The organism is Uliginosibacterium silvisoli, assembly GCF_036017035.1.
Lineage (GTDB): Bacteria > Pseudomonadota > Gammaproteobacteria > Burkholderiales > Rhodocyclaceae > Viridibacterium > Viridibacterium silvisoli.
Map to the genome: position 1 here is coordinate 361,495 of NZ_JAYXHS010000001.1, position 14,638 is coordinate 376,132.

17 protein-coding genes are annotated in these 14,638 nt (G+C 62.4%); 9 read left to right on the top strand and 8 right to left on the bottom strand.

The window, feature by feature from the left end; all coding sequences use genetic code 11:
• Positions 1–257: 257 nt before the first annotated feature.
• The 6 genes from VVD49_RS01715 to VVD49_RS01740 form a co-directional block, all read right to left on the bottom strand.
• Positions 258–428, bottom strand: coding sequence for a hypothetical protein (locus tag VVD49_RS01715; RefSeq protein WP_327597397.1), 171 nt, complete (start codon positions 426–428; stop codon positions 258–260).
• A gap of 34 nt (positions 429–462) precedes the next feature.
• A complete protein-coding gene (locus VVD49_RS01720) occupies positions 463–732 on the bottom strand; it encodes a hypothetical protein (RefSeq protein WP_327597398.1) in 270 nt (89 codons plus the stop codon).
• A 128-nt stretch (positions 733–860) separates the two neighbouring features.
• Entirely contained in the window at positions 861–1,052 is a 192-nt protein-coding gene (locus VVD49_RS01725; protein WP_327597399.1) for a hypothetical protein, read from the bottom strand.
• 107 nt (positions 1,053–1,159) lie between these two features.
• Positions 1,160–2,296 carry a glycosyltransferase family 9 protein gene (locus tag VVD49_RS01730; protein WP_327597400.1) on the bottom strand — a complete coding sequence of 379 codons (1,137 nt, stop codon included), beginning with the start codon at positions 2,294–2,296 and terminating at the stop codon, positions 1,160–1,162.
• 107 nt (positions 2,297–2,403) lie between these two features.
• Positions 2,404–2,682: a hypothetical protein gene (locus VVD49_RS01735; protein WP_327597401.1), complete on the bottom strand. Its 279-nt coding sequence runs from the start codon at positions 2,680–2,682 to the stop codon at positions 2,404–2,406.
• 149 nt (positions 2,683–2,831) lie between these two features.
• On the bottom strand, positions 2,832–3,158 hold the full coding sequence (locus VVD49_RS01740) for a hypothetical protein (protein ID WP_327597402.1): 327 nt from the start codon (positions 3,156–3,158) through the stop codon (positions 2,832–2,834).
• 112 nt (positions 3,159–3,270) lie between these two features.
• Here VVD49_RS01740 and VVD49_RS01745 point away from each other — a divergent pair, with 112 nt between their 5' ends.
• The 4 genes from VVD49_RS01745 to VVD49_RS01760 all read left to right on the top strand — a co-directional run bounded on the left by VVD49_RS01745 (position 3,271) and on the right by VVD49_RS01760 (position 6,922).
• Positions 3,271–4,179 (top strand): hypothetical protein, encoded by a 909-nt coding sequence (locus VVD49_RS01745; RefSeq protein WP_327597403.1) that lies wholly within the window; start codon positions 3,271–3,273, stop codon positions 4,177–4,179.
• A gap of 200 nt (positions 4,180–4,379) precedes the next feature.
• Positions 4,380–4,715 (top strand): hypothetical protein, encoded by a 336-nt coding sequence (locus VVD49_RS01750; RefSeq protein WP_327597404.1) that lies wholly within the window; start codon positions 4,380–4,382, stop codon positions 4,713–4,715.
• 124 nt (positions 4,716–4,839) lie between these two features.
• Complete coding sequence (locus VVD49_RS01755) at positions 4,840–6,042, top strand: patatin-like phospholipase family protein (RefSeq protein WP_327597405.1); 1,203 nt, start codon at positions 4,840–4,842, stop codon at positions 6,040–6,042.
• A 97-nt stretch (positions 6,043–6,139) separates the two neighbouring features.
• Positions 6,140–6,922 (top strand): 3-hydroxybutyrate dehydrogenase, encoded by a 783-nt coding sequence (locus VVD49_RS01760; protein ID WP_327597406.1) that lies wholly within the window; start codon positions 6,140–6,142, stop codon positions 6,920–6,922.
• A gap of 78 nt (positions 6,923–7,000) precedes the next feature.
• Here VVD49_RS01760 and VVD49_RS01765 read toward each other — a convergent pair whose 3' ends face one another.
• Positions 7,001–7,336, bottom strand: coding sequence for a thioredoxin family protein (locus VVD49_RS01765; RefSeq protein ID WP_327597407.1), 336 nt, complete (start codon positions 7,334–7,336; stop codon positions 7,001–7,003).
• A gap of 186 nt (positions 7,337–7,522) precedes the next feature.
• Between VVD49_RS01765 and VVD49_RS01770 the strand changes: the two genes are divergently transcribed.
• The 4 genes from VVD49_RS01770 (at position 7,523) to VVD49_RS01785 (ending at position 11,933) form a co-directional block, all read left to right on the top strand.
• Positions 7,523–7,819 carry a DUF3175 domain-containing protein gene (locus VVD49_RS01770; protein WP_327597408.1) on the top strand — a complete coding sequence of 99 codons (297 nt, stop codon included), beginning with the start codon at positions 7,523–7,525 and terminating at the stop codon, positions 7,817–7,819.
• Between the two features lie 334 nt (positions 7,820–8,153).
• The gene (locus VVD49_RS01775) at positions 8,154–9,767 is read left to right on the top strand and encodes a pectate lyase family protein (RefSeq protein WP_327597409.1); all 1,614 of its coding nucleotides are present in this window, start codon (positions 8,154–8,156) and stop codon (positions 9,765–9,767) included.
• A gap of 141 nt (positions 9,768–9,908) precedes the next feature.
• Positions 9,909–11,291 carry a pectate lyase family protein gene (locus VVD49_RS01780; protein ID WP_327597410.1) on the top strand — a complete coding sequence of 461 codons (1,383 nt, stop codon included), beginning with the start codon at positions 9,909–9,911 and terminating at the stop codon, positions 11,289–11,291.
• Positions 11,292–11,432: 141 nt separating this feature from the next.
• Positions 11,433–11,933: an MgtC/SapB family protein gene (locus tag VVD49_RS01785; protein ID WP_327597411.1), complete on the top strand. Its 501-nt coding sequence runs from the start codon at positions 11,433–11,435 to the stop codon at positions 11,931–11,933.
• Between the two features lie 17 nt (positions 11,934–11,950).
• Here the strand turns inward: VVD49_RS01785 and VVD49_RS01790 are convergent, their stop codons facing one another.
• The gene (locus tag VVD49_RS01790) at positions 11,951–12,880 is read right to left on the bottom strand and encodes an aldo/keto reductase (protein WP_327597412.1); all 930 of its coding nucleotides are present in this window, start codon (positions 12,878–12,880) and stop codon (positions 11,951–11,953) included.
• A gap of 339 nt (positions 12,881–13,219) precedes the next feature.
• Between VVD49_RS01790 and VVD49_RS01795 the strand changes: the two genes are divergently transcribed.
• A complete protein-coding gene (locus VVD49_RS01795) occupies positions 13,220–14,596 on the top strand; it encodes a glycoside hydrolase family 53 protein (RefSeq protein ID WP_327597413.1) in 1,377 nt (458 codons plus the stop codon).
• Positions 14,597–14,638 lie beyond the last annotated feature (42 nt).

Here is a 14,638-nt window from a genome sequence, read left to right on the forward strand (position 1 = left end):
ACCGACCACCCTTGCCGCGGAAAAAGGAACTACATGCCTGCCTCCGTGGGCATGTTCTGAAATCCTGATCATGCGCAGACGTCCGTCCTTCCCGCGCTCGCGGGAAGGACGGACGTCAGGGAAAATAGAGAGAATCAAGCATGTAATCCCAAAAAAGTGGCCGCTTCATGCAGAAGCGGCCACTTTTTTGCTGGTCAATCCGGCTACACCTGGTTAGCAGGGCAGCAATACCACTGCCCTGCTATCGCCCAGCCTCCTCATGGAGGATCCTTGAGTCGCGTGCGCGTCACACCGGTCAGCACGGCGACCCCCAGCAGGATGATGGACACGATTACTACGTATTGCGTGGAGAGGCCGGCAAGCACCAGCGCCCAGGCCACGCCGCCTATGACGAAGGCAAATCCCAGCATGTAGAGTGCGAATGACATTTTTGTCTCCTTCCTGTTGTCGACTGCTTTGTCGTCATGGACGAGGACGCTGGACGTGACTGACCGTCGCGCCTTCGCCTACACCCACGGTTTCCGTTTTCCCGCCATCGCCAACAGGAAGCCCGCCATGCCGCACCGAACGTACGTCGACGTGTTCCGCGGTGCTTGGCGAAAGCGGTAGCTTGACGCCGGCGTTGCGGGTCAGCTCGAGCCCGACGCCCGGGTCTTCACTGCCGTCGTGCTCCGGCTCGTCGTCCTGTGCCAGTGGCGCAGCACTGGGCTTGTCTGCAGTATGTGTGGGCATGTTCCTTACCTCCGGTGATGCGCGACAACCAGGGCCATCTGCAAGGGCACTCGGCGCTGGCCGCACTCGCTTTTCCATCGCAGCTCCATCGCCCCTCGATTGCCATTGCTGGCCTTGGTGGCGGTGGATCAGTCGTCGAAATTGATTTCCTTCAGGCCGCCATCGTCCTCTTCATCTTCCTCGTCTTCGACGCTCTCCTTGCCTTCTTCTGTATCGCTCAGATCTGGCACCTCTGCTGAAGAATTTGCGGGCGGTTTAACGGCGGCGTGAAGCAGGTAGACGAACTCCTGTGGCGCGGGCTGTTTGGACATTTGTTGCATGACGACTCCTTCAGGGGTAATGCCGTCGATACGCAATGCGCGTGCCCACGAATTGGGTGCGAATTTCTGCCGGATGTTCGTTCTGGAGGGGAAGCATGTGCACGCGCTCAGGCGCGGCTTGCCGCGGCCGCGCGATGCGGCTGGGCAGGCTGTTGCCCCCGCTCTTGCCAGAGCTCACAGACGGCGCTGATCATGTCCTGCGGATCAAGCCGCGCCAGGCAGTCGCTTGCATCACCTTGCGCATCCACCGTGCTCAGCACGCGGCTGGGCACCTGCCACGGCGTCTGCTGCGGCTGCATGCGCGCCTGCAGATCGACCACTGGCGTTCCGACTGCCGCTGCGATGTGCACCGAAGCCGAGCCGTTGGAAAGCAATACGGCGCTATGGGCGATGAGCGCGCCGAACTCGCCCAGACTCAACTCGCCAGCGAGAGAGGTTGCACCGTAATCGCCGCTCTCCTGCAAGGCATGACAAAGCGGTATCTCCTGCGCACCGCCGGTCAGCAGAATCTGGCAATCGAGGTGCGACTGAAGCCCTTGCAGCGTGGCCGCATATTTTTCAAAACCGCGCTGCTCGACATCCTGAAAATCAGCGACGCTCTCGCCCGCTGCAAGCGTGCCCGGATGCAGAACCAGCCAGGGGCGCTCCAGATCGACGCCACGGCGGCGGAGCTTGGACATCAGGCTGCCGTGATCCGCATCGCTCAAGGCGAAGCCGAGCCTCTGGTCCTGCGCACGTGCGCCAATCGACGCGACCAGATCGAGCTGGCGTTGCACCTCGTGGCGGACATGACGTCCGTAGTGTTTATCGCTTGTGCGCTTGTCCTTCGCCTCACGCACCCAGTCGGTGAGCAGCAGATGCGGGTTCTCGGCGCTGTGCGCAAGACGCAAGGGGATGTCCGCCATCAGGCACAGCATTGCAGCAGGCAGGACGTTCTCGCCGCGTGCGGTGAAGATGACGGCTGCGTCGTAGTCGGCCGCATCGAGGCGGCTGATCATGCGCTTGTCCGCCATCGCGTCGTGCGTATTGGCGCCCTTCAACCAGGGGGCGTCGTAGGTGATGACCTGATCCACCTCGGGCAGGTAGGCCGCCACGCTGGCGCCCGCGGGCGAGGTAAGCAAGGTCAGCGAGCGATCGGGCACGGCCTGCTTGAGTGCGCGCAACGCGGGGGTCGTCATGAGGACCGAGCCCATGCCGTCGAGACGTACGCAGAGGATGTTCCGGGCATTACTCCATTGCGACATGCTTGTACCTCCACGCGCTGTCGGCAGGCGTCAGCCGGATCAATCCGCGACGTCAGGCAGCACGCAACTACGCTTCTTCCGCAGGAAGAAATGCCTCAGGTGAAAGATCAGGCGCGTGAGCCGAGTCCTGCATCGCCGCCTTGCAGCAATGCGTAGCGCACGGCACGCGCGATCTTGATGAGCTCCTCACGTACTTCTGGGGCGACGTGACGCAGCTTGGCATGGACGTCCTGCCCGCCATTCAGGATGTCGGCCAGCATGCCGGACTTCGCCAGCTGCTTGGCGATGCGGGCGACATAGGCCTGGGCGGCATTGGCTTTCTTGCCAGCGCGGTTACGGTTGGTGACCGCAGGACGATTGCTTTCGGTACGAAGTGCTGAAGACATGGTGTTTCCCTCTCTGAGTGAGCTCGAATTGATTCGAAACATGGCTCGTGATGAATCGATACGGAGCTCATCAGCACGCAGCGTGCCCAGCACCCCGCACGCAGCAGCGACGGGCCTCTCAGCCCGAGACGCGCGGGCGACGCGCACGCTCAGGCCGTCGGATTGGGCCCTTCACCGGGTCCGCTGGCCGTTCCGCTACCAACGTTTTCAGTACTGTCTTTTTTACCGAGCTCGATGCCTTTGCGCGCAGCGGACTCTGTTGGGGCGTCGGTGTCCGGCGACTCCGCCGGTGCGACCTCTATTTCATCATCACGAGGGATATGACGGTGCGGGCGAAGGATGGTGACCATACTTGAACTCCTGACGTAAATGAAATCGCGAATGAAAGCGCGATGCGTGGCTGATACGCAGGTCGCAGCAAGCTCCGCACCTAGGCAGGCCTCGCCTCCTCCGCACGCAGCGACGAGCTCCTTCATCCCCCGCACTCCTGCTGCTTTAGCACCTGGATTTCAGGCACGCCGGGTGCTGATGCTGCCTGTGAGACTTATGACAAAGGCTCAAACACATACAACAACAGGAGCACACACCGTGGCGACATCAATTCTCTCTCCCCAGACCCTGCCAGAACTCGCGCCGCTTGACGTCGATGCAAGAAACGCCAACGGCATATCATGGGCCGCAGTTCTCGCTGGCGCAGCGGGCGCCGCTGCACTCTCCCTGATCCTCGTCATCCTCGGCTTCGGCCTCGGGCTATCGTCCATTTCACCGTGGGCCAACACCGGTGCCAGCGCAGGCACGATCGGCACCTCGACGATCCTCTGGCTGACCTTCACGCAACTCGCGGCCTCCGGGCTCGGGGGCTACCTCGCAGGCCGCCTGCGCGCGCGCTGGACGCACGTGCATGCCGATGAAGTCTATTTCCGCGACACCGCGCATGGCTTCCTCGCCTGGGCCATTGCCTCGTTGGCGACGGCGGCCTTCCTGTCGACCGCCGTCACGGCAGCATTGGGCGGTTCGATACGGGCGGGGGCGGCGGTGGCGCAAACCACCGTGCAGGCAACGGCAACCAGCGCCATCTCGCGCAACTCGTCCGCAGGTTCAGACGCCGTGGGCTACTACGTGGATTCGCTGTTCCGTTCCGAGGCGCCTGTCGTGACGCAACTCGACCCAGCGACGCGCGTGGAAGTGGCCAAGGTGCTGGCCAACGACATCCGCCAGGGTGAGCTGCCGAATGACGACAAGCGTTACATCGGCCAGCTTGTGGCGCGGCAGACCAGCCTCAGCCAGGCGGATGCGGAGAAGCGTGTGGCCGACACCTACACACGCGTGACCAACCTGATCAGCGCCGCCGAGACGCACGCCAGGGAGGCCGCCGACAAGACTCGCAAGGCGACCGCCTACGCCGCACTGTGGATGTTCGTCGCGCTGCTTGCCGGCGCCTTCCTGGCCAGCCTGATGGCTTTGTTCGGTGGCCGCTTGCGCGACAAGCTGCAGTGATCGCGGAACGCTGATCCACACCATCTCTCACCCATTCATACCCATTAAAAAGGAGTTCCCGCCATGCGTTCGATCCTCTTGCTGCTGCTAGGTGTTCCGCTTCCTTTCGTCATCCTGATTGCATTATTTACGCACTGACCTTGCTCCGCGCACCGGGGCCAAGACGGCTCCGGTGCGGAAGAGAAACAGAGGTACCCGAAATGCTATTTGCCCCAAGACTCACCCCCAGGCTCACACCCGCAGCCTCGGAAAGCGCTGCCTCGCTCGCCGCCCATGCGCGCACACTGCACCGGGAGCTGCACGCCTTCGTGCAAGGCAGCCTGCTGTTTGCCAGCCGCACGCTGGCAGTCCTCATCGCCCTGCTGTTCGGCATGATCTACGGCGCGCCACCGCCCCGCCCTGTCGCCATCGAGCCGGTCGGCATCCAGGAACCACTGCTCTCGCCCACCGGGCTGGACCGCCAGCAGCAATCCGATCCGGTCGTCGATGAATGGCCGCTCGCGGCAGCAGGCCACGCCGCAGAACTCGCCGCCTGACACGTTTCATCCGGCGGCAAGGCACCGCAATCACGCCGCTGCAAACTGTCGTTACAAAGCCCCAATCTCGCTGTCACAAGCTGCGTGCTAATGTATTGCACTGCGACAAAGCGAGGGCGTTGATATGACAGGCAAGCTGGCCAGCGAGCGTGAACTGACAGTCCATGAAACGCTCAAGATCGATCACGAGCACATCGTGCTGGTGCTGCAGGGCGGCGGCGCCCTAGGTGCGTATCAGGCCGGCGTATTCGAGGAGATCGCAAAGTTTCCACGTGAGCCGCACTGGGTCGCCGGGGTATCCATAGGCGCCATCAACGCGGCCCTCATCGTTGGCAACCCGCCGGCCAGACGCGTTGAGCGCCTGCGCGAGTTCTGGGATCTCGTCTCGTCGTGCTCCAGTGGCATTCCCATGTGGTGGGAGGGCCATGGCAGCCTGAACCATCAATTCCACGCAGCAGTTGCTTCCACCTTCGGCGTTGAAGGTTTCTACAAGCCACGTATGCCACCGCCCTTCCTGCAACCGGAAGGCAGCGACGCGGCGCTCAGTTTCTATGACACCGCGCCGCTCAAGGCCACGCTGGAAAGGCTGGTCGACTTCGACCTCATCAACAGCAAGAAGCTGCGCCTGTCAGTGGGCGCAGCAAACGTGCGCACCGGCAACTCGGTGTACTTCGACAATCATTTCCAGAAGATCGGCCCGGAGCACATCATGGCAAGCGGTGCGCTGCCGCCGGCTTTTGCGCCTGTCATGATCGATGGCGAGCCGTACTGGGACGGCGGCATCGTTTCCAATACCCCCTTGCAATACGTGCTCGATAAACGCGATGGCGCCAAGATCCTGATCGCCCAGGTAGACCTGTTCAGCGCGCGAGGCGCGATGCCGACGAATATCGGCAACGTGATGTCGCGCCACAAGGACATCATGTATTCGAGCCGCACGCGCTTCAACACTGACAAGCTGGCGCAGATCCAGCGCAACAAGAAGACCCTGCTCAAGCTGATCGCCATGCTGCCGGAGGCGGAGCGCGAGAGCGACGACATCAAGCAGCTCGCCGCGGCCAACCAGACGACGCACATCGACATCGTGCATCTCATCTACCGCCAGAGCCGCTTCGAGCTGGAGTCGAAAGACTACGAATTTTCTCGCCGCTCCGTACTCGAACACTGGGAATCAGGCCGACGCGACATGCATCGCACCATCGAGCACCCCGACCTGCTCAGGAAATCCGCCGTCGATGATGGCGTCACCGTCTACGACCTGGCCCACGATCACCTGCAACCCGGCCAGGGCGCGAGCGGCCGCCTGCAAACAGGCAAGCCGAAATGAATCCATGCCATTGACGTTGATGGACTGCGTCAATGAACCCTCACGTGCAGCCCGCCTCTGCGGCGCTGCATTCATTTGAACCCACAAGGAGTCGAAGATGTTGCTGAAAGACAAAGTCGCGTTCATCACCGGGTCGGCCAGCGGCATCGGTCGCGAGATCGCTGTCGTTTTCGCACGTGAAGGCGCGAAGATCGTCATTGCCGACCTGAACAAGGAGGCGGCCGAGGCGACCGCGGCCGAGTTCGTGAAGACCGGTGCTCAGGCGATTGGCGTCACGGTCGACGTCACCAGCGAGGAGCAGGTCAATGCAGGGGTGCAGAAGGCCGTGAATGCCTTCGGTGGCATCGATATCCTCATCAGCAATGCCGGCATACAGATCGTGCATCCCATCGAGGAGTTTCCGTTTGCCGACTGGAAGAAGATGCTGGCCATCCACCTCGACGGCGCCTTCCTCACCACCCAGGCCTGCATCAAGCACATGTATGCCTCCGGCAAGGGTGGCTCCATCATCTACATGGGCTCGGTGCACTCCAAGGAGGCATCCAAGCTGAAGTCGGCCTACGTCACGGCCAAGCACGGCCTCATCGGCCTCGCCAAGGTCATTGCCAAGGAAGGTGCCGCGCACAACGTACGTGCCAATGTCATCTGCCCCGGCTTCGTGCGCACACCGCTGGTGGACAAGCAGATCCCGGAACAGGCGAAGACGCTGGGCATCACCGAAGAGCAGGTCATCAAGGACGTAATGCTCAAGGAGACCGTCGATGGCGAGTTCACCACCACGGACGATGTAGCGCAGGTTGCCCTGATGTTTGCCTCATTCCCGAGCAATGCGCTGACCGGCCAGTCCGTAGTCGTCAGTCACGGCTGGTTCATGCAATAGGCACGCTCCTCGCCGCATGTATCAGAAAAAAGGCCCGACGAATCTGCGGGCCCTTTCTCCTTGTATTGTCCCCTCGCGTCACACTCCGGGCGCGTCGATCGTCGCGAGTTGGCGTGCGATCTCGTCGACGCTACCCGGACGCACCAGTCGCGAGACTTCCTTGCCATCGCGCATGAACACCAGGGTGGGCCACAGCTTCACACTGAAGCTCCGCCCCAAGCGCCTGCCCTGCCCGTCCTCCACCTTGATGTGGCGCACACCCGCATAGCCATCGAAGGCCTGACCGATCAAGGGCTGGGCGGCCCGGCAAAAGCCGCACCAGTTCGTGCCGAAATCAACCACCACCGGGCCCGTCATGGCGTCGATCTCGTCGCGCGTGGGCGCGACTTCTGCATAGGGAATATCAGCTGACATGTCCGTCCTTCACGCGTTGTTCTCAAAGCCCGCTGCAAATGCTGTTCCGGCACACCAACGGGAACAAGGTTTGCGACATCCGTCGTACACGCGACGAGGCGGGCCGGCACGCAGTCTGACATACAGCCGGACATCACGCCTCGCGTCAGCGAGACAGGATCGCAGCCGATGGGCAAGGAGAGCGCAATGCCACAACAGAGAACCAGAAGAGGTCAGCAGGCTGTCGCCGGACGGGTCGAAGCACTCGACACGGAGCACAGCCTCTTTGCGCAGACCGACCCCCGGCGCATCGCGCAGGCACTCAAGCACGCATCTCCCGGCGAGTCACGCGAGAGCGCATCGTTCCGCGCCGCCATGTCACGACTCAAGGTCTACATGGATCGCGCGGGCGACGCCCTCTCCGCCAGCCAACGCCGCCGACTCGAAGCGGTAGAGGGGGAACTGCGCACGCTTTTCAACCGCCCCGAGCGCATCGTTCACTGATCCATCGTCTCGCCGCCTGACGCCTCCCTTGCCTCACTGGCAAGGGAGGCGTCATCTTTTCACGGGCCACCTTGGCCAGACGCTCCGCTCGTTCTCACTCCTCGCCTCTGACTCCATGGAAACGCAATTCCAATATTCCGGAATTTCGCAATTTATGCATTTCGGGGAGGCTATCCATAGACCATTTTCCTGAAAAATGATTGCTGCTTTCCACGTTGCAGTTCACGGAAAAGTCTTACACACTGCCGCGCCCACACAACGATCAGGAAGGCAACAAACAAGGACTGCGGGCACCCCGGGGGTTTTGTGAAAACAACCAAAGGAGACCCTAGTCATGACGCATCTCACTCTCAGGAGCACGCTGGCCTTTGCGGCACTGGCCGCAGCTTTCCAGGCTGGCGCAGCAGTACCCGGCTATGCAGGCAACGTAACGGGCGGCGGTAGCGCAACACCCGTTGTTGCCAGTTCAATGTCCGCCATCCAGACCGCCATCAACAACTACTCGGGCAGCGGTGGTCTGGTCATCCAGTACACCGGCAGTTTTGACCCCGCCCCCATCCTCGCGAACATCTGTGGGCAATGGAGCAAGTCCAAGCAGGAGGTGACGATCCAGAACAAGAATGACATCACCATTCTTGGCGCAGATGGATCGTCGGCAAACTTCGGCATCCGCATCAAAGGCACGGCCAAGAACATTGCCGTGCGCAACATGACCATGGGGCTGCTGCCCGGCGGCGCTTCGGATGGCGACATCATCGGCATCGAGGGCTCGGCCAGCAATGTCTGGATCGACCACAACGAGCTCTACAGCCAGAACTATCACTGCTCCGGCACGCCGGGTGACGACACGACCTTCGACGGCATGATCGACATCAAGTCCGGCGCGACCAATATCACCATCTCCTACAACCTGCTGCGCGACCACCAGAAGGTGAGCCTCGGTGGCTCCAGCGATAGCGATGTGTCGACCACGCGTCAGGTCACCTGGGCGTACAACATCGTGAAGAACATACAGGAGCGGGCACCGATGAATCGGGGTGGCCTGTACCACATGTACAACAACTACTACACGGGCGTCGTAGGCAGTGGCATGAACTCGCGGGTGAACGGCAACATGCTCATCGAGGGCAACTACTTCGAGAACTCCAACAATCCGGTAGTCGCCCGCTACAGCAGCACCATCGGCTACTGGGACCTGCGTAACAACAACATCGCCAGCCCGTCCGATTTCGCCAGCTACGGCATTACCTGGACCACCGACTCCGACACCAAGAAGAACGCCGACGACTGGCAGACCACCAAGCCCTATCCGGCAGCCGTGCCGTACGCGTATACCGCCTACCCCGGGATCCGCGCCAAGTGCATCACGCTGGCTACCGCCGGTGCCGGCAAGGGCTTGAAGGAAGCCGTCGCGGTCGCCGCAGGCTGCGGAGGTGGCAGCTCGTCAAGCAGTTCGTCTTCGAGCAGCACACCTTCCAGCTCCTCCTCAAGCTCTTCCTCAAGTTCGTCGAGCAGCTCCAGTAGTTCCTCTTCAAGCACGCCCTCGTCGTCGAGCAGTTCGTCCGCACCCAATGGCGCAAATCTGGCATTGAGCGGCACCGCCACGGCGTCGGGCCAGTCGGGTAGCTCGCGGACTGCGGCGATGTCGAACGATGGCAATACCGCGACGCGTTGGGAGGCCAGCAACAGCAGCCCCGGCACCTGGCTGCGCATCAGCTTCAGCTCGGCAAGATCAGTAAGTAGCGTGACGCTGCGCGAGTATGCAAGCCGCATCACCGGACACCGCGTCGAGTACCTCAATGGATCCACGTGGACCACGCTCGCCACCGGTACCAGCGTCGGTGCGGCGAAGAGCTATGGCTTCGGCGCAGTGAGTACGACGGCGGTGCGGGTATTCGTGACCAGCGCCTCGGGCCAGCCCTCGATCTCCGAGTTCGAGATCTACTGATCGTCCGGCACCCATGCGCGGCGATCCATTCGCCGCGCACATTGTCGCGGCAGGCGCGGCGCACGCGCGTCTGCCGCGACGCATCCAGTCCTTGAGTTCCGTCGATGTTTTACCCACGCATCACCACACCAGGAGACACACATGAGAAAAACAGTCCTCGCGCACATCGCGCTCCTTGCTGTCGCCGCCGGGGTCTCGACCCCGGCGTCGGCCGCCAACCGACCTGCCGGCTACCTGACCATCTGTACCGAGGGCAAGGCCTGCTCGGTCGCCAGCACCACCAACGTCGCTTTCGGTCGCGCCGATCAGTTCTTCTACAAAGCGCTGAGCGGCGCCTTCACCTGTAACGAAGCGACATTCGGCGGTCGCATTGGCGGCGGTACCAATGAGTGCTCGGTGCCAGCCACATCCTCGAGCTCGTCGTCGAAGTCCTCGAGCTCGAGCAGCGCCCCGTCTTCCTCCAGTTCCAGCAAGTCGTCCAGCTCGGTGAGTTCGGTCAGCAGCAGTTCCGTCAGCTCCAGCAGCAGCTCGACCTCTTCCGTCACGCTGCCACCGATGGGTCTGGTCGGCTTTGCCGCAGTGAATGCCAACGGCCTCGCAACAACCACGGGGGGTGCCGGCGGCCCGACAGTAGTTGTCACGACCTATGCTGATTTCGTCGCAGCCATTGCCGACCACACGCCGCGCATCGTCAAGGTATCGGGCACGATCACCAATGGCGGTACAACCGAGATGGTGCCGGTCGGTTCCAACAAGACCATCGTGGGCATCGGCTCGACGGCGACGCTCAACGGCTTCGGCCTCAACGTGAGCGGGTTCCGCGATGAACACGTCAAGCCGCTCGGCGAGAAGATCTGCGAGGTCTCGACGGAGGGCAAGTTCGAGTACGCGAAGAACGTGATCATCCGCAACCTCAACTTCGTCAATGCCGGCGACGACAACATCAACGTGCAGTGCTGGTCGCATCACGTCTGGATCGATCACAACACCTTCAACAAGCCTGGCGACGGCTCGGTCGACATCAAGCGGGGCTCGGACTGGGTGACGGTGTCGTGGAACAAGTTCGTGCTGACCGACAAGACCATGTTGCTGTCGCACGATAACGATGCCCAGGCGCAGGACACCGGCAAGCTGCACGTGAGCTACCACCACAACTGGTTCAACCAGACACGCCAGCGCCATCCACGCGTGCGTTTCGGCATGGCGCACTTCTTCAACAACTGGTGCGACAACCCGACGAGCACCAACAACTACGTGATCGGTGTCGGCATGTCCGCCAACATCTATGCCGATGGCAACTACATCAACTGCTACGGCGAGACCACGCAGGACATGGGTGACGCCGGCCCGCTGGCCAAGCTGACCTGGGATGCGAGCAACTACATCCAGCTCGGAGATGGTGTGGAGTTCAACACCGGCAACGCCTTCAATCCGCGCAGCTTCTACAGCTACACGCTGGACGCAGCGACCAGCATCCCGACCATCCTGACCCAGGGTGCAGGTGCAGGCAAGGTTGTGGACTGAGCACCCACACCCCCAACTGCAATACGCGAGGCGCCCTCCGGGGCGCCTTTTTGTTGCGCCACGAATCCAGCCCTTCTCCGCTGGAACGCACGCGCCGCCGGCTCTACACTAGGGCGCTCACCCGCGCTCCACGAAGCAGACATGCAGCCAGGCAATTGGGACTTCTCGCAGGAACTCTTCATCCGGCTCGGCCTCGCCCTGCTCGCCGGCGTGGTGCTGGGGCTCAATCGCTGGCTGCACCACAAGTCAGCAGGCATCCGCACGCACTCCCTCGTATCGCTCGGCGCTGCGCTGGCGATGCTCGCAATCAGCACGCTGTCAGGCGGCGATGCGCAGGCTGCCAGCCGCGTGATGCAGGGCCTGCTGACGGGCATGGGCTTTCTCGGCGCCGGGGTCATCATCCAGATCAACCACACCCAGCGCGTGCGCGGCCTCACCACCGCCGCGAATCTGTGGGCGTGCGCCCTGCTCGGCGCAAGTTTCGGTGCCGGGCTGCATGCGCTGGGCCTCACGGCACTCTTCGCCGTCATGCTGGTTCTGCTGCTGGGTGGCAGCATCGAACACTGGACCGGTAATGCACTCGGCATCAAGCGAAGCGCCGAACTGCCTGACGATGAAAGCGATCGACCCGAGGCGGACTGATGCAGGGCCACCCGCCCTCAGCGTTCGATCAGCTGCGCATGGTTTGCCCAGAAGTCGCGCCCTGCAATCTGACCGGCACCTGCAGCGGCGTTGTCCGCCATGTGCTCGGGCCGTCCGCTGCCAGGAATGGCGCAGGTCACCGCGGGGTGGCTCAGCACGAATTTGAGCAACAGTTGCGCCCAGCTCGTCGCCCCGATCTCCGCTGCCCATGGCGGCAAGGGCTTGCTGCCCAGGCGACGCAACAGGCCACCGCCCCCAAAGGGGCGATTGATCAGCACCGCCATGCCGCGCTCCGCCGCCAGCGGCAGGATGCGCTGCTCTGCTTCACGCTCGTTGAGCGAGTAGTTGATCTGCAGGAAGTCGAACTTCTCCGCGCGCATCACCGCCTCCAGTTCGCGATAGGCACTCGAGGTGTAGTGCGTAACGCCGATGTAACGCACCAGCCCCCTTGCCTTCCAGTCACGCAAGGTGGAGAGATGCGTGCGCCAGTCGAGCAGGTTGTGTATCTGCATCAGGTCCAGCTGATCGACGCGCAACAGGTTCATCGACTGCTGCATCTGCTGCACACCGGCGTCGCGTCCACTGGTCCACACCTTGGTCGCGATGAAGGCCTGTTTGCGGCTGCTCGCGGCCGCCAGTAGATCACCCGTTACCTCTTCCGAGCGCCCATACATTGGCGAGCTGTCGAACACCGAGCCCCCAGCGTCGAAGAGTGCCTGCAGCACGCCCGGCAAGCGCTGGTACTCCGTGGAGCCCGGCGCTACGTCAAAACCGATATAGGTGCCGCAGCCAATGACGGGCAGCGCTTCGCCAGAGGCAGGAATCCTGCGCGTGTTCATTTTCATCTTCGTATCCCCTGCGGGGCTGCTTTGCCGCGCAAAGCCTGGCGGCGCAGCCAGCGCCGCTGCCGCTCCCATTGTCAGCCGGAGAAAATCGTTGCGTGTCATGCGGACCTCCCTCGCGCTGTCAGGTGCGCCCCTGACAGCAGACTTCGCGACAGGGCTTTTGTTCCGGCTGCGCAACACATCCGCCAAACATACGAAATCTGGCAGATTCAGACCACGATGCGCGGAAAACACCTTCAGACAAGCACTTTCCGCAGATGAGCGACATTGCGCTGCGGCTTGACCTGCACACGGGCCACGGCCACATTCGCACGCTGCCGACCTGCTTGCAGGCGCGGACATACGCCTCACGATGGCCCCGACAGAGGGCCGGGCATGCAACGCAATGAGACACCACTCAGAGCGTTGCGACACACAAGAGACATTACAAAGGAGACAGTCATGAGAACCCTCATGAAAACGGCACTGCAACGCCTCGTGTTTGGCACTTGCCTCGCGGGCAGCATCTTCTGCGGCACGGGCGCCACTGCAACCGCCGCCGAGTTCACCAAGGGCGCGGACGTCAGCTGGATGACGGAGATGGAATCCTCCGGCCTGCGCTTCTACAACGCCAACGGCACGCAGCAGGATCTGTTGCAGATCCTCAAGGGCTATAGCATGAGCGCCGTGCGCCTGCGCGTCTGGGTCAATCCCGCGAGCGGCTGGAACGGCACCAGCGACGTCGTGGCAAAAGCGCAGCGCGCCAAGGCGGCCGGCATGAAGATCATGATCGACTTCCACTACAGCGACTCATGGGCCGACCCCGGCCAGCAGACCAAGCCAGCAGCGTGGAAGAACTACAGCTTCGAGCAGCTCATGACGGCCACCTACAACCACACCAAAGACGTGATGACGGCGCTCGCCAACAAGGGCATCTACCCGGAATGGGTACAGGTCGGCAACGAGACCAATAACGGCATGCTGTGGGACCAGGGCAAGGCCTCCGCCAACATGAAGAACTTCGCCTGGCTGGTGAACTGCGGCTACGACGCGGTGAAGGCCGTCAGCGCCTCATCCAGAGTCATCGTTCACCTGTCCAACGCCTACGACAACGCCCTGTTCCGCTGGATGTTCGATGGCCTGAAGAACAACGGTGCGAAGTGGGACATCATCGGCATGTCGCTCTACCCGACGACCAGCGACTGGCCGACGCTGAACAGCCAGGCTGCCTCCAACATCAAGGACATGCGCTCGCGCTACGGCAAGGACGTGATGATCGTCGAGGTGGGTCTGGATGCCAGCCCGGCCAGTACCAGCAAGTCCTTCCTGCAGGACATTCTCGCCAAGGCACGTTCGGCAGGAGCCATCGGCGTCTTCTACTGGGAGCCCGAGTCCTACAACAACTGGGCTGGCTACGGCAAAGCCGCCTTCGCGAGTAATGGCCGGCCGACGATTGCAATGGACGCGTTCCTCGAAGGCGCCTCTTCGTCGTCGAGCAGCAAGGCTTCCAGCAGCTCCTCGAAGCCTGCATCGTCCTCATCCTCCAGCGCCCCTGCATCCAGCTCCTCCAGCTCCAGGGCATCCAGCAGTGCATCATCCAGCTCGGCAGGTTCGGGCCCCGTTCTCGGCGGCACGGGCGACTACCCGAGCGGCTTCAACAAATGCGCCGAAGAGGGCGCCACCTGCAGCGTCAGCAAGGGCACTGGCTGGGTGGCCTACGGCCGCAAGGGCAAGTGGGTGGCGAAAAATGTGGGCGTCGGCAAGAGCATCGCCTGCACGGCAGCCGCCTTTGGCAGCGATCCGGGTGGCAACCCGAACAAGTGCTCCATCCAGAACTAGGCGACACGGACAGCACGAAAAATGGGCGGCCCCGTGCCGCCC